The organism is Shewanella sp. HL-SH5 (genome assembly GCF_051163755.1).
GTDB classification, from domain to species: Bacteria; Pseudomonadota; Gammaproteobacteria; order Enterobacterales; family Shewanellaceae; genus Shewanella; species Shewanella glacialimarina.
The window spans coordinates 3628360-3653834 of sequence record NZ_CP195038.1; the positions used below are offsets into that span (position 1 = coordinate 3628360).

General features: G+C 40.8%; 29 protein-coding genes. 11 read left to right on the plus strand and 18 right to left on the minus strand.

Annotated features, from left to right (window positions below):
• Positions 1-186: 186 nt before the first annotated feature.
• From ACRWQM_RS15840 to ACRWQM_RS15865, 6 genes are all read right to left on the minus strand, one after another.
• Positions 187-1194 (minus strand): NADH:flavin oxidoreductase, encoded by a 1008-nt coding sequence (locus ACRWQM_RS15840; RefSeq protein ID WP_434930589.1) that lies wholly within the window; start codon positions 1192-1194, stop codon positions 187-189.
• Between the two features lie 238 nt (positions 1195-1432).
• Positions 1433-1672 (minus strand): hypothetical protein, encoded by a 240-nt coding sequence (locus ACRWQM_RS15845; protein WP_434930590.1) that lies wholly within the window; start codon positions 1670-1672, stop codon positions 1433-1435.
• The gene (locus ACRWQM_RS15850) at positions 1660-2547 is read right to left on the minus strand and encodes a glycosyltransferase (protein ID WP_434930591.1); all 888 of its coding nucleotides are present in this window, start codon (positions 2545-2547) and stop codon (positions 1660-1662) included. Before ACRWQM_RS15850 ends, ACRWQM_RS15845 begins: the two co-directional genes overlap by 13 nt.
• Before the next feature lie 113 nt (positions 2548-2660).
• Positions 2661-3599 (minus strand): SPFH domain-containing protein, encoded by a 939-nt coding sequence (locus ACRWQM_RS15855; protein ID WP_434928093.1) that lies wholly within the window; start codon positions 3597-3599, stop codon positions 2661-2663.
• Positions 3599-4549: an SPFH domain-containing protein gene (locus ACRWQM_RS15860; protein WP_434928092.1), complete on the minus strand. Its 951-nt coding sequence runs from the start codon at positions 4547-4549 to the stop codon at positions 3599-3601. The genes ACRWQM_RS15855 and ACRWQM_RS15860 overlap by 1 nt, the downstream gene beginning before the upstream one ends.
• 54 nt (positions 4550-4603) lie before the next feature.
• Complete coding sequence (locus ACRWQM_RS15865) at positions 4604-5059, minus strand: NfeD family protein (protein ID WP_434928091.1); 456 nt, start codon at positions 5057-5059, stop codon at positions 4604-4606.
• 235 nt (positions 5060-5294) lie between these two features.
• On the opposite strand from ACRWQM_RS15865, the gene ACRWQM_RS15870 reads away from it, so the two are divergent.
• The gene (locus ACRWQM_RS15870; RefSeq protein ID WP_434930592.1) at positions 5295-6044 is read left to right on the plus strand and encodes an ion channel protein Tsx; all 750 of its coding nucleotides are present in this window, start codon (positions 5295-5297) and stop codon (positions 6042-6044) included.
• Between the two features lie 122 nt (positions 6045-6166).
• Here the strand turns inward: ACRWQM_RS15870 and udp are convergent, their stop codons facing one another.
• Complete coding sequence (udp, locus tag ACRWQM_RS15875) at positions 6167-6922, minus strand: uridine phosphorylase (protein ID WP_434930593.1); 756 nt, start codon at positions 6920-6922, stop codon at positions 6167-6169.
• Between the two features lie 318 nt (positions 6923-7240).
• On the opposite strand from udp, the gene ACRWQM_RS15880 reads away from it, so the two are divergent.
• Complete coding sequence (locus ACRWQM_RS15880; protein WP_434928089.1) at positions 7241-7459, plus strand: YdcH family protein; 219 nt, start codon at positions 7241-7243, stop codon at positions 7457-7459.
• Positions 7460-7530: 71 nt separating this feature from the next.
• Here the strand turns inward: ACRWQM_RS15880 and ACRWQM_RS15885 are convergent, their stop codons facing one another.
• Together ACRWQM_RS15885 and ACRWQM_RS15890 are read right to left on the minus strand one after the other, a co-directional pair.
• Positions 7531-8706 (minus strand): type III PLP-dependent enzyme, encoded by a 1176-nt coding sequence (locus ACRWQM_RS15885; RefSeq protein WP_226411474.1) that lies wholly within the window; start codon positions 8704-8706, stop codon positions 7531-7533.
• Positions 8707-9011: 305 nt separating this feature from the next.
• The gene (locus ACRWQM_RS15890; protein WP_434928088.1) at positions 9012-9488 is read right to left on the minus strand and encodes a hypothetical protein; all 477 of its coding nucleotides are present in this window, start codon (positions 9486-9488) and stop codon (positions 9012-9014) included.
• Positions 9489-9639: 151 nt separating this feature from the next.
• On the opposite strand from ACRWQM_RS15890, the gene ACRWQM_RS15895 reads away from it, so the two are divergent.
• From ACRWQM_RS15895 to ACRWQM_RS15905, 3 genes are all read left to right on the plus strand, one after another.
• Positions 9640-10473 (plus strand): mechanosensitive ion channel family protein, encoded by an 834-nt coding sequence (locus ACRWQM_RS15895; protein ID WP_434930594.1) that lies wholly within the window; start codon positions 9640-9642, stop codon positions 10471-10473.
• 184 nt (positions 10474-10657) lie between these two features.
• Positions 10658-11080, plus strand: coding sequence for a hypothetical protein (locus tag ACRWQM_RS15900; RefSeq protein ID WP_434930595.1), 423 nt, complete (start codon positions 10658-10660; stop codon positions 11078-11080).
• Positions 11077-11274, plus strand: coding sequence for a helix-turn-helix transcriptional regulator (locus ACRWQM_RS15905; RefSeq protein ID WP_226411482.1), 198 nt, complete (start codon positions 11077-11079; stop codon positions 11272-11274). The genes ACRWQM_RS15900 and ACRWQM_RS15905 overlap by 4 nt, the downstream gene beginning before the upstream one ends.
• 21 nt (positions 11275-11295) lie before the next feature.
• Here the strand turns inward: ACRWQM_RS15905 and ACRWQM_RS15910 are convergent, their stop codons facing one another.
• Positions 11296-11751, minus strand: a complete 456-nt coding sequence (locus tag ACRWQM_RS15910) for a GNAT family N-acetyltransferase (protein ID WP_434930596.1) — start codon at positions 11749-11751, stop codon at positions 11296-11298.
• Between the two features lie 40 nt (positions 11752-11791).
• Positions 11792-12673, minus strand: coding sequence for a radical SAM protein (locus tag ACRWQM_RS15915; RefSeq protein ID WP_434932047.1), 882 nt, complete (start codon positions 12671-12673; stop codon positions 11792-11794).
• A gap of 159 nt (positions 12674-12832) precedes the next feature.
• On the opposite strand from ACRWQM_RS15915, the gene ACRWQM_RS15920 reads away from it, so the two are divergent.
• Positions 12833-13102, plus strand: coding sequence for a hypothetical protein (locus ACRWQM_RS15920; RefSeq protein ID WP_434928083.1), 270 nt, complete (start codon positions 12833-12835; stop codon positions 13100-13102).
• 45 nt (positions 13103-13147) lie between these two features.
• On the opposite strand, the gene ACRWQM_RS15925 is transcribed toward ACRWQM_RS15920, so the two are convergent.
• Together ACRWQM_RS15925 and ACRWQM_RS15930 are read right to left on the minus strand one after the other, a co-directional pair.
• Entirely contained in the window at positions 13148-13465 is a 318-nt protein-coding gene (locus ACRWQM_RS15925) for a putative quinol monooxygenase (RefSeq protein WP_434928082.1), read from the minus strand.
• Positions 13466-13476: 11 nt separating this feature from the next.
• Positions 13477-13974 carry a GNAT family N-acetyltransferase gene (locus ACRWQM_RS15930; RefSeq protein ID WP_434928081.1) on the minus strand — a complete coding sequence of 166 codons (498 nt, stop codon included), beginning with the start codon at positions 13972-13974 and terminating at the stop codon, positions 13477-13479.
• A gap of 221 nt (positions 13975-14195) precedes the next feature.
• On the opposite strand from ACRWQM_RS15930, the gene ACRWQM_RS15935 reads away from it, so the two are divergent.
• Positions 14196-14321, plus strand: coding sequence for a hypothetical protein (locus ACRWQM_RS15935; RefSeq protein ID WP_264177950.1), 126 nt, complete (start codon positions 14196-14198; stop codon positions 14319-14321).
• 325 nt (positions 14322-14646) lie between these two features.
• Complete coding sequence (locus ACRWQM_RS15940) at positions 14647-15441, plus strand: S1/P1 nuclease (RefSeq protein ID WP_434930597.1); 795 nt, start codon at positions 14647-14649, stop codon at positions 15439-15441.
• Positions 15442-15527: 86 nt separating this feature from the next.
• On the opposite strand, the gene ACRWQM_RS15945 is transcribed toward ACRWQM_RS15940, so the two are convergent.
• Positions 15528-16985, minus strand: coding sequence for an SO_0444 family Cu/Zn efflux transporter (locus ACRWQM_RS15945; protein WP_434930598.1), 1458 nt, complete (start codon positions 16983-16985; stop codon positions 15528-15530).
• Between the two features lie 103 nt (positions 16986-17088).
• Positions 17089-17544 (minus strand): Zn(2+)-responsive transcriptional regulator, encoded by a 456-nt coding sequence (gene zntR / locus ACRWQM_RS15950; protein WP_434928077.1) that lies wholly within the window; start codon positions 17542-17544, stop codon positions 17089-17091.
• Between the two features lie 348 nt (positions 17545-17892).
• On the opposite strand from zntR, the gene purH reads away from it, so the two are divergent.
• Both purH and purD read left to right on the plus strand, forming a co-directional pair.
• Complete coding sequence (gene purH, locus ACRWQM_RS15955) at positions 17893-19482, plus strand: bifunctional phosphoribosylaminoimidazolecarboxamide formyltransferase/IMP cyclohydrolase (RefSeq protein ID WP_434930599.1); 1590 nt, start codon at positions 17893-17895, stop codon at positions 19480-19482.
• Positions 19483-19568: 86 nt separating this feature from the next.
• Positions 19569-20870 carry a phosphoribosylamine--glycine ligase gene (purD, locus tag ACRWQM_RS15960; protein WP_434930600.1) on the plus strand — a complete coding sequence of 434 codons (1302 nt, stop codon included), beginning with the start codon at positions 19569-19571 and terminating at the stop codon, positions 20868-20870.
• A gap of 127 nt (positions 20871-20997) precedes the next feature.
• On the opposite strand, the gene ACRWQM_RS15965 is transcribed toward purD, so the two are convergent.
• Positions 20998-21534 (minus strand): hypothetical protein, encoded by a 537-nt coding sequence (locus ACRWQM_RS15965; RefSeq protein ID WP_434930601.1) that lies wholly within the window; start codon positions 21532-21534, stop codon positions 20998-21000.
• Between the two features lie 71 nt (positions 21535-21605).
• A complete protein-coding gene (rhlP, locus tag ACRWQM_RS15970) occupies positions 21606-22430 on the minus strand; it encodes a rhombotarget lipoprotein (RefSeq protein ID WP_434930602.1) in 825 nt (274 codons plus the stop codon).
• Between the two features lie 306 nt (positions 22431-22736).
• Between rhlP and ACRWQM_RS15975 the strand changes: the two genes are divergently transcribed.
• Positions 22737-23684 (plus strand): hypothetical protein, encoded by a 948-nt coding sequence (locus ACRWQM_RS15975; RefSeq protein ID WP_434930603.1) that lies wholly within the window; start codon positions 22737-22739, stop codon positions 23682-23684.
• 250 nt (positions 23685-23934) lie between these two features.
• Here ACRWQM_RS15975 and ACRWQM_RS15980 read toward each other — a convergent pair whose 3' ends face one another.
• The gene (locus ACRWQM_RS15980) at positions 23935-25431 is read right to left on the minus strand and encodes a winged helix-turn-helix domain-containing protein (protein WP_434930604.1); all 1497 of its coding nucleotides are present in this window, start codon (positions 25429-25431) and stop codon (positions 23935-23937) included.
• Positions 25432-25475: the final 44 nt, after the last annotated feature.

Here is a 25475-nt window from a genome sequence, read left to right on the forward strand (position 1 = left end):
CACTGCCCGTTATCAGAGGCGCGAGAAGTCATTGGGGAGTATTATGGGGAGCATTATTGTGAGTGGAATGTGGGCTTAAATGAGAATAATAACCGGCAAAAATTTTCGATCAGATACAGAAGATAGGCTCACAGATATGCGAGCCTGTTTTTATTCATAAGATTAAAGAGGTTATGCTAAACATCATCACACAACCACTTCGCTTGCTTCGCGCATTACGCTATGGGCAAATTCCTGCGGCCCTTTGAGTATCGCTCGGCCAACCGCCGCTAAATCAAGCCACTGGTTTTCAATCGCCATATCAATATACTCAGCGGTTTCTATACCACCCACACCAATAATGCACGCCTGTAATCCCGCTTGTTTCAAGAAAGCGGCTTCTTCAACCAAGAAACCTTCACCGCGACGCTCTTTCGGGCGATTCCAACCACCAATACCAGATGAAACATCTAATATCACCACGCCAGCATCAATGAAATATTCACAGGATTCGACAATTTGAGTCTGGGTAAGCCCTTGTGGATAAAGGTCTTGCCCTGGCACTCTGACCATAATTGATAACTGGGTATGCTGCTTAATTTGTTCGATAATCTCAACGATTAACCGTGCACGATTAAGCTGAGAACCACCATATTGATCATCGCGTTGATTGGTCAGTGGTGATAAAAACTGGTTCAGGCCATAGCCATGGGCGCAATGTAGCTCAACAAAATCAAAGCCCGCCAATTCAACCCTTTTGGCTGCATCGACAAATTGCTTTTTCAATACAGCGATGTCGTTTAGCGTCATCATTTTAGGGGTAGGTAAAATACGATCATAGGCTGGAACCGTTATCCCTGATGGCCCCATTAAATCAGGGCATACGTCAAGCTGCGCCTTACCGCCGCAATGGGTTAATTGTAGGCCAGCTTTGGCGTCTGTTTGATGAATAGCCTTAGCAATAGCTTTAATTCCATCAATACAATCATCATCAGGTACGCCCAACTGATTAGGCTCACTGCGACCTGAAAACGCTACAAAGCTATATTCAACCATCACTAATGCCGCTTGAGATTGTGCTAGATTGGCATAATGGCGCAGTGTTTTATCTGTTACCTTGCCATCAAGGGTTGAAGTTTGCGAGGCCATAGGCGCCACCACTAAGCGGTTCTTCAATATATGGTGAGCTATCGGTAAAGCAGAAAAGCGATTCATATTTAGAATTTCGTTTTGATTGATTTTTGGTATTGTATCTAGCGAGGGGTCAACTTTCGAGGTGAATTTGACCTCTGTGGGGAGTGTGGCGAGTAAGCGCTTTTTGTAATGGTTTAAAGCAACCTAAAATAAACTGATGTATACGTGTAGATGAATAACTTAACCCTCTAATAAACCGCAGTAAAATATTCATCCCCCTAGCTTGAGCCAAGCACAATTGGTGAATAGAGTGACAAAACTAAGACAGTATTTTAGTAAACAAGTCGCGCCATTTAGCTTGCACCCTATCCCACTGTTCAATAGACCATAGTTGAACCTGAGCCTCTTTATCTAAGCCATTTTTATCTGAGCAAGCTTTATCTAAGTATGGCTGTTGCAGTTCTGCTGCCATGTTTTGCTCTAGAACATCCATCGAAGACACTTGAGCGGCTTGCCAATCAGCAATAAACGCTTCAATCGCTTGAGTTATTGAAGCCACTGCCCCCCCTTTATCGGGGTAACATATGCATCAGGCCAGCGCGATGTTATCTCTGTCAATTGGTCGCCCAAACCATCGACCTCGGTAGATATTATCCACTTTTGCATGGCTAACGCTTCAATAAACACCAGTCCAAAGGGTTCCCATCGCGAAGGAATAATTACTGCATCACAGGTCATTAAAAAATCGGCGACATTATCAACCCTGCCAACTATTTCAACATGGGCTAAAGGCGCGGCTAATTTAGTTAATGCAGTTAATTGTGGCCCTTCTCCTGCAAGTTTGAGCTGGCATTGGCTTGTGGCAATATTTGCCATGGCATGCAGTAATAAATCAAAGCCTTTTTGCTGATGAAACCGCCCATAAGCAGCAATTACTGGTATTTTATGAGTTGCGCTAATAGCCTGCACGTTTGTGGTCACAAACTGGCTTAAATCACGCCCCTGCCCCACAAGTTCAATCGCACTTGTTGTAACAAGATTATTTGTAATCATCCATTGACGTTGCGACGGTGAGATAGCAATAACGTAATCCATTAAAGCATAAGTCATTTTCAACATACGATAGAAACGGCTGACTGAGGGGATTTGTGACACTACAAAGTGCTGACAATAATGGTGCTCTTGTAACATAAATGGCGTGCGTGGAAACTGCAGTTTTAGCCAAACTAACCCAATCAGTTTGCGCCAGCTAGAAGCACCATGAAAGCAGATAATGTCGGCAGAGGTGGATATTCGACTTAGGCGGGTCAAATCGACATAGCGGATCTCAAAATCATAGTCTTGAACTAATGACGAATCACAAAGTGCTTGCAAGGCGAAATTGACTCCACCCATGCTGTTATCATCAACACAATGCAAAATTTTTGGCCGCATTTAACCCCTATTAAGGCGAGTAAGAAGTACTTAAATTGTTGCACAACTAACTATAAAAGCAAAATGGGCCAGTGAATACCGGCCCATTTAAGGTTTAACATTTAACAACAGAATTACTTTTTATCGTCTTTCAAACCAATCGTGTCCATCCAGTACTCAAAGTTCACTAAGTTACCGGGTAATACAATGCGAGTGTCTGTCTTGGTTAGCCCATCTAACTGCTTCATATACTGCTCGCCTAACTGCATGCGTAATGCACTTTGGCCGCCTTCAGAAGAAATCACTTGTGCCAGACGCTCAATCGACTCAGACGTCGCTTTAGCTAAGGTTAAAATTTCTTGGGCTTTACCTTCAGCTTCGTTGATTCGGCGCTGCATTTCGCCTTCTGAACGGTTAATGGTTTCCGCCATCACACCCTCAGAGCGGTTAATTTTACTTTGCTTGTCACCTTCACTTTTTGCCAATAATGCACGGCGTTCACGCTCAGCGTTCACTTGCATTTCCATGGCATTTTTAACGGTTTCAGGTGGGGTAATGTTCTTAATTTCATATCGATGTACGCGTATGCCCCAAATCGCACCGGCTTCATCTAATACTTGAACCACTTTGGCGGAAATTAGGTCGCGCTCTTCAAAAGTACGGTCTAAATCTAAAGTACCAATCACTGAACGTGTAGTGGTTTGCGCTAACTGAATGGCTGCATAACGGTAGTCGGTAATACCGTAACTGGCTTTAACAGGGTCAGTCACCGAAATATAAATTACCCCGTCAACTTCGACATTGACTTCATCGCTGGAAAAACATTCCTGCGGTGGCACGTCAATTGTTTCTTCTTTCAAGTCATGTATATAAGCTACTTTATCAACAAACGGCACTAGCGCATGAAAACCGGCATCTAAGGTGCAGTGATATTTACCTAAACGCTCCACAATACACGCTGACTTTGTTGGGACTAAGCGAATAGATTGGAATAACTTCATCACGAAGATAGCAAAAATAATACCCCAAATACCCATTACAACAATATCGGTATCAATTCCATTTAAGATCATTAGCGTGCTCCTTTTGCTGCTGATTTGGCATTCTGTGATGGTGAACCTGAAACCGCATGGGTAACTTGTTCCATACCTTCAAAAAAGCCTTCCAGTTTTGCCATTTCTGCTGGCACCACTGATACTTGAGCTTCAGATAAAATCTTACCCACCTGACCAATAAACTGCTCTTTAAGTAACATATTCATTGCATCGTTACCGCCATTAACGGTTAATGCCTTACAAATCATTTCCATACCATCGGCTTTTGCATTAGCAATAATGGAGATTTCTTGACCGGTACCAAGTGCTTCATTAATTCGTTTTTGCTTTTGGCCTTCAGATAAATTAATCGCTTCCTGGCGTTCCCCCTGCGACATATTAATCATCGCCGCTTTTTCAGCATTGGCTAAGGTAATTTCAGCACGTTTGCGGCGTTCCGCTTCCATTTGCTTTTCAAGCGTATGGATCACATGGTGCGAGGGGGTAATATTTTTAATTTCATAGCGCAAAACTTTAATGCCCCAGGGATCGGAAGCTTTATCAATTTCACGTACAATCGATTCATTTAAGCTGTCACGCTCGGAAAAAGTTTGTGACAAAGTCAATTTACCAATTTCAGAACGCATAGTGGTTTGGGCAAGGTTTACAGCCGCTTTTCGATAATTCTCAATACCGTAGCTAGCTAGCTTGCCGTCCATGACTTTTAAGTAAACTAAACCATCGACTTCTAACTGAGTGTTATCTTTTGAAATACAACTTTGCGGAGGGACATCAAGTACTTCCTCGCGGGTATCGTGTCGGTAGGCAACACGGTCAACAAAAGGGACTAAAAAATGAAAGCCCGGTTGCAATACGGTACGAAACTTTCCTAAACGTTCAATGACATGCACTTCGCGCATAGGCACTATCAACATCAGCTTAAATAAAATAAACATGATGAATAAAAATATTATGGTAAACATGAACATACTCTCTTCCTTTTGATACTACATTAATGACGCTTGGCTATTTGAGTGGATGTGTTACTCCACAAAAGGCTCAACCACTAATGCAATGTTATCCCGACATATGATTCTAACTTTTGTGCCCGATTGTATCTCAGTACCATCACCAAGTGCAGTCCAATCTGAGCCTAAACAACTCACGCGCCCAGTTTGTTGACCCGGGCCAATCGGTTCCTTAACAATGGCAACCTGATTGTACAAATCTAATTCTTCATCTGTGTTATCAACATGTGAGTCCCCACCCACTAGTTTTTGGGTCACATGACGGAAGCTGAGTAACATTACCATTGAGGCAATAAACCACAGGGTTAGACTTTGGCTTATACCTTCGATAATACCCACAGCTAATGCCAAAGCAACCAACAAACATGATGAGCCGAGCAATATTACTATACCGCCTGGAATAATAATTTCCGCTAGCATCAACACTATGCCCAGTATTACCCATATTGAAATTGGGTCACTAAAAGTCATATTCACTCCTTATTCTAGAGTATTCGTCATTAGACTATATCAACTCTTTTACCTTATAGCGACATATTATGTCAGACAAATAATCCTTCACCTTTTAGTCTATAGTTAAACGGTATCCTTCGATGCTAATTTATTTATACTCAGGTAACATATTGCGGTAACCCTATAAAACTAAACGTACAATCGGTAATTTTTTTGTATTTGTTCTGATAGCAAAATAAATGAAGGTATTTCAATGAATAAAAACTGGCTAGCTTTAGCCCTTCTCGCCGCTCAACCCGCTATTGCTGATGACATGGTGCAATGGTGGGATTTTAGTGCCACGGCACTTTATGGTGACAACTACGATTTATCACCATCAGAGACCCAAACAACTATCACAGTTGAAACTGCGGGCGCATGGAAATATGGCGATTGGTTTGCCTTCCAAGATTTTACCCATTTTAATGATGCTAATGGGCAACAAAGAACAAACTATGGTGAAATATCTCCCCGTTTTAGTTATGGAAAAATTTCTGGTAATAAGATTAATCTTGGCCCAATCAAAGATGTGTCGTTGGCACTAACATTAGAAGAAGGCAGAGGTCCTGTAACCAGTTTACTTTACGGCGTAGGACTTGACTTTGATATCCCTTATTTTAGCTATTTTCAACTTAACACCTACCGTCGTAATGCGATAAGTAGCGGTAATAACAGCGATGGCTGGCAATTAACCCCTGCGTTTAGAGTTGATTTCCCTGTAGGCAATTCCAATATTGTATTAGATGGTTTTATTGATTGGATATTTGTAGCCGACAACGGTGGTTATCAAGAAAATCTGCACTTCAATCCACAAATCAAATACGATTTAGGGTCAATTTTATTCGGCCAACATAAAAAGAATAAACTCTTAGTCGGTTTTGAATACGACTATTGGCAAAATAAATACGGCGTAGACGGGATTGATCAAAACACTTATTCAGTCATTGCTAAATATCACTTCTAACTCAATTTTTAGTGAAACTTAAAATAGCTTATTAGTGGCAGTGTTTGTATCGGGCTAAAAGACAAAGGGCACCCTAGGGTGCCCTTTTACATATCAATAGCTGTTTTAAAATTAAATCGGTACTAGAGTAACTTTTTCGCTGCTGCAACAACAATAGATACTGCAACACCTTCGGTTTTCTTCATGCTAGCCTCATCTGGGATCTCTTGCTGAGTGCGGTTTACAATTACACCCGCAACGCAGGCTGCACGCCAACCTTGAGTCGCACACATAGTAAATAAAGTTGCTGATTCCATTTCATAGTTCAGCACACCCATAGACTGCCACTCTTTCATCGAACCGACAAAACGTTGAGTGATACGGCCTGATACTGTGTCATAACGCTCTTGTCCTGGATAAAAAGTATCAGAAGATGCTGTAATGCCCACATGTGGTTCAACACCTGCATCACGACAGGCGGCAACCATTGCTGTGGTGCAGTCAAAGTTTGCTGCAGCTGGGAACTCAAGTGGCGCAAAGTGCAAGCTTGCACCATCTAAACGTACTGACGCTTGTGTCACAATCACATCGCCAACATTGACATGCGGTTGAATGGCGCCAGTAGTGCCTACACGTAAGAATGTCGTGACACCTAACTGAGCTAATTCTTCTACCGCGATAGAAGTTGAAGGGCCACCAATACCGGTTGAACAAACAACGACAGCTTTGCCGCCGATATAGGCTAAATAAGTGGTGTATTCACGATGGCTGGCAAGAAACGTCGCATTATCCATTAATTCAGCAATACGCTTCACGCGTTCTGGATCACCGGGCACGATTGCTAATGTAGCGCCATCTAACATTTTTTTGGTCAAACCTAAGTGGAATACGTCAGACATGCTGAACCCCTATATTATTTTAAAAATGAAACGCTGTGTTTTATAAACTGTATCCTAGTATTGTCTCAGAAAAGGTTAACTGGATCACATTATTATTTATCACTCATATAATTTGTCATGACAAGGTGGCAAATGAACCCGCTAAAAAGCTGGGTAATTAACTGATAACAGCTCATTAAATCAACATGTAACAATGAAGATTAACATTTTATATCTCCAAAACACGTTAATTTGATTTACATCAAACTTTTACTTTAAAGATAAGAGTAGGTTTAAGGTATAGCAAAAAATAATTATTTACCCTACAGGAGTTTATCTATGTTCCCAGAATACCGTGACTTAATTACTAAACTTAAAACATCGGATGCGCATTTTTTAAGAAAATTTGACGAACACAATCAATTAGATGAAGAGATAAAGCATTTAGAAACACATAATAGCAGTGATAGTACGCCAGAAGTAAAAGTGCTAAAGGCGAAGAAACTGCATCTTAAAGAAGAGATTTTTGACATTCTGAAAAAACACGAAATGGCTTAACGAAAGAATATACTTCGTTTTAAGCTAAAAAAAGGACGCCTAGGCGTCCTTTGTTGAATCTATATTCTTTATTATAAATAGTAATCTTTAAGCGGTGGGAAACCGTTAAAAGAGACAGCTGAATATGTTGTAGTGTAAGCCCCTGCAGTTAACCAATACATGCGATCGCCAATGGCTAAATCAACAGGTAAACCATAGCTGTAATGCTCATACATGATATCAGCACTGTCACACGTTGGTCCGGCAATGACACACTTATCTAACTTGCCTGTGCGGTCAGTATAGATAGGGAATTTAATCGCTTCGTCAGTTGTTTCAATCAAACCTGAGAATTTACCCACATCGGTAAATACCCAACGTTCAAGTGCGGTATTTGATTTGCGTGAAATCAACACGATCTCAGAAACCAATACACCCGCATTAGACAATAGTGAACGACCAGGCTCAAGAATAATTTCAGGTAAATCATCCCCAAAATCTTCATGCAAGAAATGCTTAATTTGCTGAGCATATGTCGCTAGCTCGTTGGTTTTGTCTACATAGTTTGCAGGAAAACCACCGCCTAAGTTAATCATTTTAAGCACAATGCCGTGTTCTTCACGTAAACGGTCATAAATACTTTTCACTTTACCTATTGCAGAATCCCATGCGCCGATATCGCGCTGCTGAGAACCGACATGGAAAGAAATACCGTGTGGCTGTAGGCCTAACTCTTTTGCTAATACCAATAAGTCATAAGCCATTTCATTCTGGCAACCAAACTTACGTGATAAAGGCCAATCAGCAGTATGAGTGCCTTCGGTAAGAATCCGAACATACACTTTTGCGCCGGGTGCTTCTTCAGCGATCATGCGTAAGTCTGCTTCTGAATCAGAAGCAAACATACGAACACCTTGCTCATAAAAAGAGCGCACATCAACACGCTTCTTAATGGTGTTACCGTAGCTGATACGGTCAGGACTAACACCAATTGATGTCACCATTTCTAATTCATAAATAGAGGCAATATCGAAGCTAGAACCTTTGTCACGCAATAAGGTTAAAATTTCTTTTGCAGGGTTAGCCTTCACCGCATAATACACTTTAGCAAAAGGGAAACTTTCCACCATGTCATCGAATTGTTTAGCAACGATCTGAGTATCAATGACGACAAATGGTGTCGGCTTGTCTTTCGCGAATTCTTGAATACGGGCGAAAGTATCTTTTTCATAATAATCAGCGATATCAATAGATTGAAATTGGCTCATTAGGCCGGTGCCTCCTCATAGTTGGGCAATAATACTGGGCAATGCTTTAACAATAAATACGTGCTTTTGACAACATGGTAAAACAGGCGAAGTAAACGCTATTTTAAGTTGCGACGCAATGAATTTTTATGCGTCATAGACAATTTTTTATTCCAATAGCCAGCGGCTCTATTTGTCATTTCCACTGCGGAATTATCCATATCAGATACAATTTTAGTTAAAACATGCCAGTTGCTATCTCTATTCAACCAAATATTGGTGAAAATAACAAATGATTAACCTAAATTAATATTTTCAAGATGTCATTACCATTGAACAATGAGTGATTCGACATCCTGAGCATATGCAATCGATATCACCTTTAGTTGATTGATTTTTATGATAGTAGCCTGACTTTTTTCGGCAGGAAACCTTGCTGTTATGTCACCTTCTCTATCAAGTCCTAACATAAATGAATAATCTTGCATTTTAGGTACGGCAATAAATTTCGCAATAAGTGAAGGCATACCACTGATATCAGCAACATAAACTAAATTTTCAGGCCGTTTATTTGCTGGTGTTTGTTCAAATGCGGCTTGGATAACTGCTCCGCCGTCCATATCCCGACTAAATAATAAGACCTGTGTTTGTGAAGTTACATTAAGTGGCTTATTAAACTGATTGTGTAAACTCATTTCTGTCAGCGTATCGCCCACTTTTAGTGTCAGCTTATCCGCAATTGTGGAAGTAGATAAAAATAACATCGGTAATATAAAACTTGCCATAAACAGCTGATTTCGCATGTGCCACCTCTAAGCTAAAAATAAGTTTAGTCACGCTACCAAGATAATATGACTAATATCCCAATGAAGATGATTTTTTATAAAGTGAATGAACTTGTTATGATACGGTTCACAAAAATACCTTTATGACTTGCCAAAATAGGGATATCAGATGGACCAACCAAACTTAGACCTGGAACTTGCCCAACTTCAAAATGCTTACAGCCTTATCACTGAGTTTTTAGTTCAGTATAGCTTTCAGCTTGTTGGGGCTTTACTGATATTTTTAATCGGATTATGGCTAGCAAGTAAAGTGGCTAACCTTGTCACTAGGCTATTTGAAAAGCATGAAATAGACATTACCCTGAGTAATTTCACTTCAAACTTGGTTCGCATCATTATCATAGTCATGGTTGCGGTCATCTGCTTAGGCAAACTGGGAATTAGTGTCACACCAATGGTTGCCGCTATTGGTGCAGCGTCCTTAGGGGCAGGACTTGCTTTACAAGGCATGTTATCAAACTATGCCGCAGGGGTGACTATCATAGTGACTCGCCCTTTTGTGGTCGGTAACACCATTGAAGTGAGTGGCGTTAATGGTGTAGTCAGTTTGATCAAACTGGGACAAACAATATTAACCAACGAAGAAGGTGAACAAATCAGTATCCCTAATAAACTCATTATAGGTGAAATACTGCATAACTCATTTGAATACAAGTTAGTTGAAAATACCCTCAATATTGATTATCAAGCTGATACCGCGGCGATAATTACAATAATTGAACAGGCTATTTCGCTGTCAGACAAGGTCAATAAAGACCAAAAAATCTTAGTTGGCATCAACGGTTTTAATAGCATAGGCATTGAATTGGGTATGCGGTACTGGGTGCCAACAAAACATTATTTTCAAGCTAAATATCAAACCAATCAACAAGTGATGCTGGCATTAAAACAAGCAAACATAATCATTCCTTGCCCAGTGCGCGAAATTCAAATTCAACGTTAACCCTGAATAGGATTAGTGTTGAATATATTAGGGCGACATTATGTCGTCTTTTTGTTTTCTGCCCGCAAAAAGACTTAAATTAACGACAAAAAGTAAACTACACTTGACACATTTCAGTAATCACACCATATTTAAGTAAAGCTTACTTGACATTAAAGCAGACTAACTTGAAAAGGATACCGAAATGAAAACACTCGATTGTAATAATACAGATTGGAAACAGCGTAACCAGATTAACACCAAACGACTCGCTAAATGGACGGCTGCATGGGTACTTTCTTTAGCATTTGCCACTTTTGGCGCTCAATTTATTTGGCAACAAAGCCAATGGATAACACTTACCGCAATAGGCGTTAACTTTCTTATTGGAATAGGGATGATAATTGCCAATAAGCAACATTTAGCCGACTTAGATGAACTTCAGCAAAAGATTCAACTCAATGCCATGGGGTTAAGTTTAGGTATGGGACTTATCATAGGGATCAGCTACTCAACCCTAGATACAACAGGTCTAATTCAAGCTCATGCTGAAATATCCCATCTTGTTATTGTGATGAGTCTCACTTATCTAATAGGTATAATTATGGGAAACAGGAAGTACCAATGAATAATCGCTTGAAAGTATTACGTGCCGAGCGGGACTTAACTCAAGCTCAGTTAGCTGACTTGTTGAATGTGTCGCGCCAAACCATTAATGCGATTGAAAAAGGTAAGTTTGATCCCAGCTTACCATTGGCATTCAAAGCCGCGCGACTATTTGGCTTGACCATAGAAGATATCTTTATTGATGAACCAAGCTAATGACTCCTTAGCTTGGTTCAATTAAAGGTGTTTATGCATAAACAAGCTGTGGCGATCTAACGGGTAGTCAGCAAATTGTTCGCCTACCTCAAATCCAAAACCTGCGTACAATTGTCTAGCGGGTTCAAAAAATGCCATTGTGCCGGTTTCTAAACTGAGCTGTTGATATCCATTAATTTTTGCAACATCCAACATATGTTGCAATAATTTTGCTGCAACGCCTTTACGTCTATGGGCCTTGGCTACGCGCATAGATTTAATCTCTGCATGTAATGTACTAAGGTGCTTTAATGCGCCACATCCAGCAAGTTGCCCATTGTCCCAAATAGTCCAAAAGGTAATATTAGGCTGGCGCAGTTTTGATAAATCTAAAGCATGAACCGACTCTGCTGGAGAGGTTGCGTACATATCCTGTAAATGTTCTTCTAACAATGCTGCTATTTCAACACCAGATAAATCATCGACTCGAATATCCATATTAATAACTTCCTTTTATCTAATATTAAGAGCAACAGGCTTACAGGCCTCTTTGCCATTCTTGTCTTAATGGCACCATACCTTGTAATGCTTGCGTGACTTGTTGGACAAGTTGAGGTTTGTCTTTACCTAACACACCTTTAAGCACTAAATAATTTGAAGCGTGATCAGATCTAAAAATGGTTTTAGTTAACTCAAGGTGAGTCAGCAAAGTATGCATTTCAGCCAATAATCCCTGTTGGTTAGGTAACTCAAATTTACCATCAAATGCCGCATCCATACGCTCAGTACCTAATGGTAAAGTGACAACTAAAGTAGACAAGTAATCAGGTTGAGTTTCATTCATTAACTTAGCTGAGGCTATGGCATGTTGCTTGGATAATTTAACCCCACCCAGCCCCATTAAAATCATTACTGATGATTTCATTCCAGCTTGCTTGATTTTATTAAGGGCTTCAACTGAAGACTGATAATCCTCCCCCTTTTGAATACGGGTCAGCACTTCATCATCGCCACTTTCACAGCCGACATAAAGTAAAGATAATCCCATTTGGCGCAGCTCAGCTAACTGTTCAACCGTTTTATTTTTCAAATTACGCGGCAAACAGTAACTGCTAATACGAGTCACAGAGGGGAGATGGGTATTAATTAACTCACACATGGCTTTCAAGCGATTAAATGGCAGGCTCATCGCATCACCATCAGCCAAAAACACCCGACTTATTGGATAACCAGATTCAGCGGCGAGTAAAATGTCTTGTTCTATTTTATCTAATTTCTGCGCCCGAAACTGCTTTTGCGGTTGAGTATACATGTCACAAAAAGTGCAATTATTCCAACTACATCCATTAGTCACCTGTAAGATTAATGACTTCCATTCTGACGGTGGTCTAAACACAGGTTCAATATATTCTAACAAGATCACATCCCTTAATATTCATTTAAATCACACTCTATTACACTTGGTTTATGGCATAAAACATAATTTGTCATAAAAAAGCACTATCCATGAATAAATTTTTTGTTATATTAGCCTAATCAACATTTTAGTTGACTATTTTTCTCTCACAAAGGAGTGTGAATGAGTTACATGATGATGGATCAGACCGCGCTTGATATCGGTGAGCGCCGAAGTGCCCCCTTAGCTAATAGTGAATGTTGGGAGCTCACAACTGCTGAGCAAAAACTCGCACTATACGACTTACATCGTTTCGGATACCGTTTACTGTTTGTTCGGCACACATTAAAAGGTCCAGTGGCTGTAATATCACAACAAAATGACATTGCTGCAATATATCAAGATGGTGAGGTCGACTTACGCCCCAACATCGTTTTACGTAAATCCCACTAATTCATTTTAAAAAGAGTGGCCTGCCACTCTTTTATTTATAATCTATTACACAATTACCTGATTAAATACTTCAACATGGTGCGATTCGACTAACTCAGGCATTACTTTATGAAAATAATACTGAATAGCCTCTTTTTCGCAATGTTGGTCAAATGCTGCCCGGTCGACAAACTTTTCCACAAAAGCCACTTTATTGTCATCATCTAAGCTAATGTTTAATTCATAGCGAATACAACCTAGCTCTTTACGCGTGTCAGGAATTAATGCAGCTAACGCCGCCACTAGTGCATCTCGCTTACCTGTTTTGGCGACAAATTGTGCTACACATACTAACTGGGTGTTATTGATTACATAATCAGACATTAAAATTTCCTTTAAAATTGGTAAAGCATATCAATATGGGGGATTCCATCTTCTAAATAAACCTCGGAATGGCTAATAAAACCAAGGCGCTGATAAAATTTTTGTAGATGTTCCTGTGCACCAATTTGCACCCCAGCATTGGGCCAATACGCCAATACTTTTGGTAATGCCTGTTGCATTAATGACTCTGCTAAGCCCTGGCCGCGGTGACTAGATGCAACAACAACCCGTCCAATACTGGCTTGCGGGTAACTTAATCCTGGAGGCAAAATACGACAATAGGCAACTAAATGTCCGTCTCGGTCCTGTATTACCATGTGCTGGGTTTGTGAATGTCGATCTTTCTCGTCCAATTCAGGATATGGACACTTTTGCTCAACCACAAACACATCAACTCGCAGTTTCATTATTTCGTAGAGTTCATCTCGTGTTAACTGTTCAAACCTCAGGCTACGTGAAATCACTTTCCACTCCTTTATACTCTCTCTAATTTGACCATATTGTAACATTACTTAACACGCTAATATCTCAAGTGCCAGCACGGCACTTTATATGCCAAAGTGATAGCATAAATTACGCTAATCCTAGATGAAAATATTATATATTGGCCCTAGATGAAACTAAACGAATTAGTGCTACGCTACTTTTACTAACTAGGTTAAGCACAAAAACAGCATAACCGTTAATAAATGAATTCGTCATTTTCTATCATACTTTTTTGGAGCACAACATGAGTAAAGAGCGCAATAATTCTAAAGAATCCAAAAAGCAGCCATTACTGTCATTAAAAGAAAAACGTGCAGTTAAGCAATCAAAAAACGCACCTTCATCAGGTATCGTTTCTAAGGCTAAATAAAATTTATTTTTAAGTGATAACCATAAGAAATACCGAGCATAGCTCGGTATTTTTGTTTGTGCCTCTTTCAATCATTTCTCACACAAATTCGCAACGTCAAAATACAAGTCAAGCAAGCTTCTGTAAAACGCCTTTTCCGCTGTTATTTTGCGCAATACCATTCTATAAACCAATATATAGCATTAACAGATTACAGTATTGCGTTAACGACTACTGCTGTTATCGCCCAAAACTCACGATGAGAACATGTCATATAAGAGTGCCGTTTTCTCTTTTGGCTTGAGGTTAGAAAGCAATTTACATCAATAACAAGAAAAGGAATTTAATGAACGGGATAACATCCTTGCTCTGCATTAGTTTAGTCTTGTGCATATTCAGCAGTCGCCCTGCTGTGGCATTTGGCAGATTAGGTCATCAAATTATCGCTCATATAGCCGAAGACAATTTAACTGATCACGCGGCTAAAAATATCCGTCAATTGACTCAGGGGAAATCCTTAGCACAAATATCGACTTGGGCAGATGAAATACGATCCAGCACTCACTGGAGACATAGTGCCTCTTGGCATTATATATCCATTGATGAGAATGAAAGTTGGAGCAATGTTAAACGTAATCCAAACGGTGATATTTTACGCAGTCTAGAAGGTTTTGAAAAAGTACTCTCTGACTCGAACACAACACCTAAGAAGCAATGGCAAGCGCTCGCCTTTTATGTCCATTTTGTCGGTGATCTACACCAACCTTTGCATGTAGGATATCGTCATGATCAGGGTGGTAACGGCGTGAAATTGAAATGGTTTGGTAAAAACAGCAATTTACATTCGGTATGGGACAGTAAACTATTAGCCCACCAGCAACTTAACGCTAATGAATATACGCGCTTTTTGAGTCATATCACCCCAGAACAAAAGCATGACTGGACGGGAAAAAACTACTGTCAATGGGCTGATGAGTCTACAGCCTTACGGGTCAATGTTTATCGATTAGAGGTCAATTCAGCAGCAGAATACGAGTTAGGGTCCGATTATGAAACAGCCAATTTACCTTTAATTGAACTTAGATTACAGCAGGCTGGTATTCGATTAGCTGAAAAGTTAAATCAGATATTTGGCCAATAAGCGTGACAAATCTCAATAAAAAAGGCCTTTGCGGCCTTTTTATCTTAAACCATCATTAATATCATTTGATGGCATTTAACGCTGCATTACGAGCAACAGCTTTGATCTTTTTGTTTTTTAGGCAGCTTATCCCATAATACTTTTGCCATTAAAATGGCCAACACAATGCCCGATATTGCCACAACACCCTGTGGTAATAACTGATGTTCTGGTCCAATTTGCGGTACCACCTCAAATCCAAATGTTGCCACTAAGTAATTCACAACCAAGCCAGAAATTAACGCCACACCTAATACTCCACCAAGGTAACCTAACAATGCACGCTTGCCTAACTCCTTACTGACCACACCTAATGTGGCGATATTAGTTGCAGGACCTGCCATCATAAACACCAGCACCGCACCCGGCGACACCCCGGCCAATAACAAGCCTGCAGCTATTGGCGTTGAAGCGGTCGCACATATGTACATAGGCACAGACACCAGCACCATCACTAACATGGCCAGAATACCATCACCCCATTTTGCCAAAAAATCACCTGGCACATAGGTTTGTACTAAAGCGGCAAAGAACAAGCCCACCAATAACCATAGGGTGGTGTCACGCACGAGATCGGTCGCTGCATAGTGCAAACCTGAACCCACTCGGCTTAAAATTGAGTTTTGCTTTAACGCAGTCGCCATATCATCGGTTGAAGCACAGCAACTTTCTGAGGGTTCACTCGCTTTAGGAGTCACATTTGCTTGGTTAGCCGATTTGGTGCTGCAACAACTGGCTTTAGTCGATGCTACAACATCGGATTTGACCAAAGCGGTTATTTGCGCAGACGACGCTGAAGCTTTACTGCAACAGCTGGACTTTTGCGGTGCTTTTTCGACGGAGGTTGAACTACAACACGATTTTACCTGAGCAAGATTATCCACCGATTTATCAGCAACAACCTTAAATGAGTCAGCTTTAAACGACTGACTTTCAACCAAGGCCGGTTTAATCAACAAGCTAGCGGGATCGACTGGCTTAAAGCTCATCGTTGTTATCGCTTTAGGTTTAGCTGACTGACTTGCACAACAACTGCTGGATTTTTCTGCTATCACAACCGCAGTCTTTTCCACAGCTTTATGGCTAGCTTTATCATCAGGCTTTCCATCATCGTCATCTCGCCCGACCAACAAGCCTGCAACAATGGCGCTGGTGATTGCCGCAATTGGACGTACTATGGCCATGAAAGGGCCGAGTAACACGTAAGACACTGTCACAGAATCGACACCGGTTTCAGGCGTTGAAACTAAAAATGACGTTGTCGCGGCTTTTGATGCACCTGAGCGGCGCAAGCCAACAGCGGCAGGAATAACCCCACATGAGCATAAAGGCAATGGCGCACCTAGCAAGGCCGCTTTCAGCACGGTTTTAAAACCATGACCACCTAGCTGCTTTTGCATCCACTCCATAGGAACAAAGACTTTTAACAAGCCAGCCAGAATGAGTCCAAGCAGCAGCCAGGGTGCCGACTCTAAAAATAACTGAATAAAATTATCAAATAACATAGTGATTTCTCCAGCGGCTATCGGTTAAAGCCGCTTATGGCAATATAACTAACAAGCTTCCATCAAGGTGTTGATAGCGGCGAACAAGCAAAATCAATAAAGACTAACCATGTTGATGCGCTTTATGTGCCGTTTCATTTCTGGCATTTAGCTGCTTATCTTCAGATTCAAGCGCCTCTAAAATACTGCAATGCTCGGCGCTATCGGGGCCACCACAACAGGCGTTAGATAAACTTTGTAAGGAATTAGCAAACTGGGTTAACTCGGCAATTTTAGCTTCAACCTGCTCAAGTTTGTTATCCACCATACCTTTCACGTCAGCACAGGCCCAGTTGGCTTTATCAAGTTCAATAGACAACAGCTCTGCTATCTCATTTAAGGTAAAACCAACAGCTTTAGCGCGTAAAATAAAACGTAATCTAGCGGCATCATCATTATTATATAAACGATAACCAGACTCAGAACGGCTCGATGGTGCAAGCAGGCCGTGTTTTTCATAAAAGCGTAAGGTGTCAGCCTTGATATCACACTGACTCGCTAACTCACCTATTCGATACATAATCGTCCCGTTGTTGCCGTAAGCAAACTTTGAATATGGCTCAAGTATAAACCTTAGAGTTTAATCCAAGGTCAAGGGTTTTATGGTTATTTATTTTCCCTGGTGTTGTTCGGATTTCAATATTGTGAAATCACGCAGAAAAAACACTCAAGCCCTATTGTTTACGGTAAAATATGCGCGCTCTGGCGGCACAGATAATAATAATCATAAATAGCTGCACATTTTGTTCAAATAATGCCCCGAGGAACTTTGGCAAAACAGATTCACTTTTGGGTGTAAACACCATTAAACAACCCGAATCTGCTTTGCGAAAGATCCTTGAAATTTAATAGTGGACCCTGTACCTACATGAATACTGTCAGACCAATTCGTCGCGCGCTACTAAGCGTTTCAGATAAAACTGGAATCCTTGAATTTGCACAAGCTTTGCATGCCCAAGGTGTTGAACTGTTATCTACCGGTGGCACAGCAAAATTGCTTGCCGATAACAATATCCCTGTCATGGAAGTTTCTGATTACACAGGTCACCCTGAGATCATGGATGGTCGTGTCAAAACATTGCATCCTAAAGTGCATGGCGGCATTTTAGCTCGTCGTGGTATTGATGAGATCGTGATGGAACAAAACGGTATCAAGCCTATCGATTTAGTCGCCGTAAATCTGTATCCATTTGCTGAAACTGTGGCAAAAGCAGGTTGTACATTGGCTGATGCCGTTGAAAACATCGATATCGGCGGCCCAACAATGGTGCGCTCTACGGCTAAAAACCACAAAGACACTACCATAGTGGTTAACGCTAAAGATTACGCTCGCGTGATTGCTGAAATGCAAGCTAACAATGGTAGCACTACGCTTGAAACCCGTTTTGACCTAGCCATAGCCGCATTTGAACACACTGCGGCATACGATGGCATGATAGCTAACTACTTCGGCACTATGGTGCCTGCTCATAGCAAAGATGAGTGCCATGAAGATTCAAGCTTTCCACGTACATTCAACACTCAGTTGATCAAAAAACAAGACTTACGCTACGGTGAAAACAGTCATCAAAAAGCGGCGTTTTATGTGGATACGCACATTGATGAAGCATCTGTTGCCAGTGCAACTCAACTTCAAGGTAAGGCATTATCTTATAACAACATCGCCGATACTGACGCAGCACTTGAGTGTGTAAAAGAATTTGAAGGCCCTGCATGTGTGATTGTTAAGCATGCTAATCCTTGTGGTGTAGCATTAGGCAGTACTATTTTAGAAGCTTACGAGCGCGCATTCAAAACAGATCCAACCTCTGCCTTTGGTGGCATTATTGCCTTTAACCAGGAATTAGATGCAGACACGGCCAAAGCAATTGTTGACCGTCAATTTGTTGAAGTGATTATTGCACCTAAAGTCAGCCAGGCTGCACGTGACATTGTTGCTGCTAAAGCTAACGTACGTTTATTAGAATGTGGTGAGTGGAACACTAAAACCACCACTCAAGACTTTAAGCGTGTTAATGGTGGTTTATTGGTTCAAGACCGCGACCAGGGCATGGTCAATGTTGAAGACGTTAAAGTGGTATCAAAACGTCAACCAACGGCTGAGCAATTAACCGACTTAATGTTCTGCTGGAAAGTGGCTAAGTTTGTTAAATCAAACGCGATTGTGTACGCCAAAGATGGCATGACAATCGGTGTTGGCGCAGGTCAAATGAGCCGCGTTTACTCAGCTAAAGTTGCCGGTATTAAAGCAGCTGATGAAGGTTTAGTGGTTGAAGGTTCTGTAATGGCATCTGATGCATTCTTCCCATTCCGCGATGGTATTGACGCTGCCGCTGCTGCAGGTATCAGTTGTATTATTCAACCGGGTGGTTCAATTCGCGATGAAGAAATTATTGCCGCTGCGGATGAACACAATATCGCCATGGTATTTACTGGCATGCGTCACTTCCGCCATTAATCGGCACTAGAATAGAGCAGCCTTGTTTGGCTGCTTTTTTCGTTTAAAGAATCATATATTTTTACTACTTAGAGGAATGAATCGAGATGCAAGTACTTGTAATTGGTGGCGGCGGTCGTGAACATGCTCTAGCTTGGAAAGCGGCTCAGTCTGCTCAAGTTGAAAAAGTTTTTGTTGCGCCAGGTAATGCGGGCACATCACTAGAGCCAAAACTAGAAAACGTAGCAATCAAGGTTGAGGCCATTTCAGAGTTAGTGAAATTTGCCCAAGACAACAAGATTGAACTCACCATTGTTGGCCCAGAAGTGCCTTTATCATTGGGTGTGGTTAATGCGTTTAACGCTGCTGGTTTACCTATATTTGGTCCAACACAGGGTGCTGCTCAGCTTGAGTCATCAAAAGCCTTTACTAAAGACTTTTTAGCGCGTCATAACATTCCAACAGCTGATTATTCAAACTTCACTGAAATTGAGCCAGCCAAAGCTTACGCGACAGAGTTAACCGCTAAAACAGGTTTTCCTGTGGTGATTAAAGCCGATGGTTTAGCCGCAGGAAAAGGCGTGATTATTGCTGCTAGCCAGGTTGAAGCCGATGCAGCCATTGACGATATGTTATCTGGTAATAAATTTGGCGAAGCGGGTTCACGCGTTGTTATCGAAGAATTTTTAAAGGGTGAAGAAGCCAGCTTTATCGTTATGGTTGATGGCAAAAACATTCTAGCCATGGCCACCAGCCAGGACCACAAAGCTCGCGACAATGGAGACTACGGTCCAAATACTGGCGGCATGGGTGCATACTCACCGGCACCTGTTGTGACTCAGGCAGTTCATGACTGGACCATCGCTAATGTTATTCGCCCAACGGTAGATGGCATGGCCGCTGAAGGTAACGTTTACACTGGATTTCTTTACGCGGGCTTGATGATTTCACCTGACGGTAGTGCAAAGGTACTTGAGTACAACTGCCGTTTTGGTGACCCAGAGACTCAGCCAATCATGATGCGTCTGCAATCTGATATCGTTGAACTGTGTTTAGCAGCAACTCGTGGTGAGTTAGATAAAGTCACCGCTGAGTTTGATTCACGTCCTGCTGTAGGTGTTGTGTTAGCCGCTGGCGGTTACCCAGATGCGTATCGTAAGCATGATGTGATTGATGGGTTATCACTTGGCGATAACAATGCCAAGGTATTCCATGCTGGCACTGAAATGAAAGACGGTCATGTGGTAACAAATGGTGGCCGAGTGCTATGTGCTACAGCATTAGGTAATACCGTTACTGAAGCGCAAAAAGCCGCTTACGCATTAGTAAATACCATCCATTGGGATGACGTTTACTTCCGCACCGATATTGCTTACCGTGCCATTGCGCGCGAGCAAGGTAAAGCATAATAAGTTAGTTTTTATGTGACATAATAAATCCCTGTGATGGTGGCTAATTAAAGCATCACAGGGATTTTTTTATGACAAATATCTATGGCCCCTATTATTTGGCATCATTAAATCCTGAAGTTGCCCTCTATTTATCGCCCAAGATATCAGTCACAAAATCTTGTCCGGTTTGATAATTTCGAATGCCAAAATTCATGTGAGATCCATCTTCATCCCATCCACCTACGACGGCTATAAACTCTTTTTCACCGTAATCTAAAGTTTTCTCATAGGTATAATAAGAAAAACCTGTTGCTTCCTTTTTTATGATAGAAAAGTAACAATTCGGAGAGGTTAACGGGGTAGGAAAACTAAATAACACCACGCCACTTTCAATCATGGGGGCCACTACGATACCGCTGGCATATTCAGAATTGACGACTTCAGCAGCAACTTCAAAGAATTTATCATTATTCCCCTCCATTAAATCAGCATAGAAATCACCTTCCGATTCAAACATCCACTCTGCTATCAAGTTATGCTGTAGAAAATAAATTCTTTCTGATAGTGGGATATCAGTCTGCTCATTTTGGGTTTCATTATTAACTGCTGATTCTGTTTTACCGCCAGTTGCTGCACACGCTGTCAGAAATATAAACAACATCCCTATTATTATTTTTTTCAAACTATGCCCTTTCATTTTATTAGATAACTTATCAATTAATTTTTTCGACCATCAAGCCGCATTAATCATGATCAACGGCAGACTCTTCTCAGCCATGCCATACCCATTAGCAATACCCAATAAAAACCCATTGAACCGCCACCGCTGTAGCCTTCTCTATGTTCAACTGTAGCCACTTTATCTTCTTTTACTCGAGTCTTAAATCTAGCTAATTCCGCATCTAGATTAGTCGTCATATCATCGACGGCGATACCAAACCCTTCAAGTGATTTTTCGGCTAAGGTATCATCAATGCCAATCGCGGTGGTTCTTTTTTCAAGCTTGCTAACCCCAGGCGCTCTGAACAACATTTTTTTACTTTTGATATCAAAAACAGCGGTATCAACAAATGTTTGTATCGCATTTTCATTACCCGGAATAACGTACATGCCCACTATGGTCCAATACAAAAGTGCGGCGTTATTCTCGATTGATTGAGTCACTTGATCGTAAGACACTAATGCCATAACGTCGACATCATATAGTCTTGATAGCTGTTCTAAGGTGTCAAACCCTTGGCCCTGCTTTAAGTAAGTGCTAGGGATGACTTCAATGTGGCCAATATAATCATATTGAAGAAACGCCTGTTTTACTTTTTCAAGTAACTCGATTTGATCTTTGCTGTGAATACCGTCGGCACCCCAGTTTTTAGACGGCACAAACGCGATACCCACTTTTACCGGTAATTTTAGAATAGGGATTTCAGGCTGATGTTCAGCACGACTTTTTTCATCCGGATATAAAAAATCCATCAGACTGCTGGATTGTGTTTGTTTACCGGTATTTTGACTGACAATTGCACTGCAGGCTGATAAAAAAAACACTACTAGTAGACAGACACACATTTTAGACTTCATCAACATTCCTTTGATTCCCTATGGGCTATATGTTTATAACACGCAAGCATAATTGCGTATCGCAATTACTGGTCACTTCACTGACGCCCCGAACAAGGCAAAAGTACACTCCAGCCTAATGACCTTAAAAATTATTTTGCAAAACAGATGCATAGGCATCTAGTCACAAATATTCACTTTTCATCATCAATCTTGATTACCCTTTATCACATTCAATTATTAAGATGCCTCCCACTGAAACACATTAAGCTTCCAAGCCATTAAGCTTGGTATCGTTCCGACAACATTTATCTTAATAGAGTTAACATGAAATCAATTTACAAATTGAGTGCCATCACTATATTACCATTTTTTATATCAGCATGTGGTGGCTCATCAAGCGATGCCCCTGATGAAGGTAACAAACAACAGCAGTTGGTATATATTGAAGATGGTGCGAAATCAATAAAAACTGGATATTCACCGCTTAGAATAAATGCCGTCAATTTACGCAGTGAAGAGGTGCTGCTACGAATTGACCAACCAACAATTGACTCTGGATTGGTATTATCAACATTAGACAGGGTTAGACCTGGTTTTTCACTGCCAATCTGGAGAAGCGGATATAAGAGCAGCATTCAGGTCAAGAACAGCGATATCAATACCAAACTAAAGATTACAGTGTCCTCTTTCTATGGTGCCAGCGATCCTTGGGAATTTACTACTCCCGCAACAGTTGAAAATAAAGGACACTTTATTTTCCTGCCGTTAGAAACTGACCTTAACGATGAATTACCCATCGCATTCATCGAAAGTAATGAACATTCTGATATAACGATGCAAGCCAGCCAAGTTAGCTTTATTAACCGCTTTAAACATTCAAGCCTAATGGGAGACGATGCTGCTGTATGCTTAGCGTTAATTGATAATCAAAATAATGTCCACTCGTACGAAACATCATTAGCTATAAGCGATTCAAGTGTACTCATTGAACATAACAACATTAAACAACTAGCGGTTGTTACTAACGCATTATTAAATAAATCGAGCTTAGCGTCACCTGTGTCGTCAGCAACGTTAATGGCAATAGCACACGTTTGCCCAAGTTTTACTGTTGCTAATGGCGAAACTGTTCGAATTCTAGATTTGGCATTGCCTACTTCAGGTCAGTACAGCCAAATACTCTATAGTGCAACTGATGGTGACATACGCTTTTATAGTGATGAACGCGGTGACGCAACCTTGCTACCTTCTCTAAAATGGCAGCTGGAATAAATCACTTTAGCTATAATTAAGTTAAATGTGCCTTGGGCTTGTCGATATTTACTGGTTAAATTTTTTGGGTTAAACACGTTTTAATTGAGGCGAATGGATTGATGCTTAGTCATCTAAGCAAAAAGCATTTCAATAAAGAGTAAAACGTTTTTAGCCAAAGCGTTTGTTGGCCAACAATTAGCTGCAAAAAACAACCTTTAAAGAGCAACGTGCCCTAGCAACTTTTGGTAAAAAACCTGAGTAACTATTGCTATTCGGCTTGTTCATCCGCTTTAAAAAATAAAAAACGTGCTAGCCTATTACGCGGCTTAGTATTCTGAGTTGCCAAAGTATTATGTCGATATTTTTTGTCAAGATAATATTTAAGCGCGTTTTTAACGTCAGAAAATGACACGGCATCTAAGCTTTCATACAATTGTTGTGAAACTTCTAATTGTCCATCTAAAGCATATGCTACCGCTAGCTTTAATCTATTCTCAGATAATTGCTCAGGTAAGCCTTGCAGTAAATACTCGATAGCCAGATGAAGCGTTTGCGACTGTTCATCTTTAACATACTTATTGAGCAATACTCGCCCATAGGCACCAAAGACTAATGGACAATCTAAACCGCAACTAAGCGTAGATGCCTTCAATTTTGCAATGAAATCATTATTTTCTTCAATGCCTTGGCTGTAAGCAAAAGCAGCTAATTGCAACCTATCAATTGGTAAAGCAGGATCATGTGGCTGCTTCAGCCGGTTCAACGCTGGAGTTAATACTCGCTTTTTATTTTTTTCATCAGTAAACCTATCCAAAAGCTGTAACAATAAATCATCGAGCTCTTGATCTAACTGGCTGAAAGATAATGAGGTACTTTGTAATTCAATATCTGAATTAACACCATCAATGACTAAATTGAGCTTCACTGTATCGCCTAAGTAACGCAAAATTGGCTTAATCTCAATAGCCTGACTTCGATCAAATTGATAATCTTCAGGGCACAGTTGTTTAGCAGTCAATGTCGAGCATTCAAAATGAACCTCAATATTTTCATCGGCAAGATAATCTTTTAGTCCGGCATAAATAAATCCAGAAAACGCATGCCCTATGGGATCTGATGGAATTTCTCCACTAGAGATCAACACGGGCGCGGGCGAAACAACGATGACTTGTTTAGGCTTTGGCCACAATGAAATACATACAACGCAAATGATGAATAACAAAAAAACAATTACAACCATTACAGTCGTTTTCATATGCTGAAGACTTATCGGCAAAGAGGATTCAGTAACTTGACTCGATGTTTGCAATGCAGTATCTGCGTATTGCGAGCTTTGCGAGCTTTGCTGGGCGGGTAAACAGGGGAGATTTTGAGACACATTATCATCTGAGGTATGAGCCAAACGAGCATGCTCAATAAACGAATATCCCTTTCTTGGGTTAGTCACAATAATATGTGGTGATTTACTATTATCTCCAACCAACTTACGCAATTTACTGATGGACTGGTTTAGCGAATTTTGAGTGACCACCATACCCGGCCAAACGGTTTCAAATATTCGCTCCCTGCTAACAATATTACCTTGTTCGCTAACAAGAAGTAATAACAGCTGTATCAGCTGAGGCTCAACTTTCTGTTCATTGTTGTCGTAAGTAATTGTTTGCTTGCGAGGATCAACAACTAAATGTCCACCAATATAAAAAATTTGGGGGTCTTGCAAAAGATTTATCACAAACGCACTACCACGGCTCAGAATGAATGACATTATACTCAAATAAAGTAACGAATATATAAAAGCGTTCATAGATC

Excerpts from the sequence above, each read along its gene's own strand:
- ACRWQM_RS15925 (WP_434928082.1), bottom strand. The coding sequence starts at position 13,465 with ATGTCTGATTATGTAATCAATAACACCCAGTTAGTATGTGTAGCACAA.
- ACRWQM_RS15885 (WP_226411474.1), bottom strand. The coding sequence starts at position 8,706 with ATGAGCCAATTTCAATCTATTGATATCGCTGATTATTATGAAAAAGAT.
- ACRWQM_RS15910 (WP_434930596.1), bottom strand. The coding sequence starts at position 11,751 with ATGGATATTCGAGTCGATGATTTATCTGGTGTTGAAATAGCAGCATTG.
- ACRWQM_RS15980 (WP_434930604.1), bottom strand. The coding sequence starts at position 25,431 with ATGTCATTCATTCTGAGCCGTGGTAGTGCGTTTGTGATAAATCTTTTG.
- ACRWQM_RS15900 (WP_434930595.1), top strand. The coding sequence starts at position 10,658 with ATGAAAACACTCGATTGTAATAATACAGATTGGAAACAGCGTAACCAG.
- ACRWQM_RS15865 (WP_434928091.1), bottom strand. The coding sequence starts at position 5,059 with ATGACTTTTAGTGACCCAATTTCAATATGGGTAATACTGGGCATAGTG.
- purH (WP_434930599.1), top strand. The coding sequence starts at position 17,893 with ATGAATACTGTCAGACCAATTCGTCGCGCGCTACTAAGCGTTTCAGAT.
- ACRWQM_RS15850 (WP_434930591.1), bottom strand. The coding sequence starts at position 2,547 with ATGCGGCCAAAAATTTTGCATTGTGTTGATGATAACAGCATGGGTGGA.
- ACRWQM_RS15860 (WP_434928092.1), bottom strand. The coding sequence starts at position 4,549 with ATGTTCATGTTTACCATAATATTTTTATTCATCATGTTTATTTTATTT.
- ACRWQM_RS15935 (WP_264177950.1), top strand. The coding sequence starts at position 14,196 with ATGAGTAAAGAGCGCAATAATTCTAAAGAATCCAAAAAGCAGCCATTA.
- ACRWQM_RS15840 (WP_434930589.1), bottom strand. The coding sequence starts at position 1,194 with ATGAATCGCTTTTCTGCTTTACCGATAGCTCACCATATATTGAAGAAC.
- ACRWQM_RS15905 (WP_226411482.1), top strand. The coding sequence starts at position 11,077 with ATGAATAATCGCTTGAAAGTATTACGTGCCGAGCGGGACTTAACTCAA.
- ACRWQM_RS15890 (WP_434928088.1), bottom strand. The coding sequence starts at position 9,488 with ATGCGAAATCAGCTGTTTATGGCAAGTTTTATATTACCGATGTTATTT.
- ACRWQM_RS15975 (WP_434930603.1), top strand. The coding sequence starts at position 22,737 with ATGAAATCAATTTACAAATTGAGTGCCATCACTATATTACCATTTTTT.
- ACRWQM_RS15880 (WP_434928089.1), top strand. The coding sequence starts at position 7,241 with ATGTTCCCAGAATACCGTGACTTAATTACTAAACTTAAAACATCGGAT.
- ACRWQM_RS15930 (WP_434928081.1), bottom strand. The coding sequence starts at position 13,974 with ATGTTACAATATGGTCAAATTAGAGAGAGTATAAAGGAGTGGAAAGTG.
- ACRWQM_RS15940 (WP_434930597.1), top strand. The coding sequence starts at position 14,647 with ATGAACGGGATAACATCCTTGCTCTGCATTAGTTTAGTCTTGTGCATA.
- ACRWQM_RS15920 (WP_434928083.1), top strand. The coding sequence starts at position 12,833 with ATGAGTTACATGATGATGGATCAGACCGCGCTTGATATCGGTGAGCGC.
- zntR (WP_434928077.1), bottom strand. The coding sequence starts at position 17,544 with ATGTATCGAATAGGTGAGTTAGCGAGTCAGTGTGATATCAAGGCTGAC.
- ACRWQM_RS15945 (WP_434930598.1), bottom strand. The coding sequence starts at position 16,985 with ATGTTATTTGATAATTTTATTCAGTTATTTTTAGAGTCGGCACCCTGG.
- ACRWQM_RS15870 (WP_434930592.1), top strand. The coding sequence starts at position 5,295 with ATGAATAAAAACTGGCTAGCTTTAGCCCTTCTCGCCGCTCAACCCGCT.
- udp (WP_434930593.1), bottom strand. The coding sequence starts at position 6,922 with ATGTCTGACGTATTCCACTTAGGTTTGACCAAAAAAATGTTAGATGGC.
- rhlP (WP_434930602.1), bottom strand. The coding sequence starts at position 22,430 with ATGAAGTCTAAAATGTGTGTCTGTCTACTAGTAGTGTTTTTTTTATCA.
- purD (WP_434930600.1), top strand. The coding sequence starts at position 19,569 with ATGCAAGTACTTGTAATTGGTGGCGGCGGTCGTGAACATGCTCTAGCT.
- ACRWQM_RS15895 (WP_434930594.1), top strand. The coding sequence starts at position 9,640 with ATGGACCAACCAAACTTAGACCTGGAACTTGCCCAACTTCAAAATGCT.
- ACRWQM_RS15855 (WP_434928093.1), bottom strand. The coding sequence starts at position 3,599 with ATGATCTTAAATGGAATTGATACCGATATTGTTGTAATGGGTATTTGG.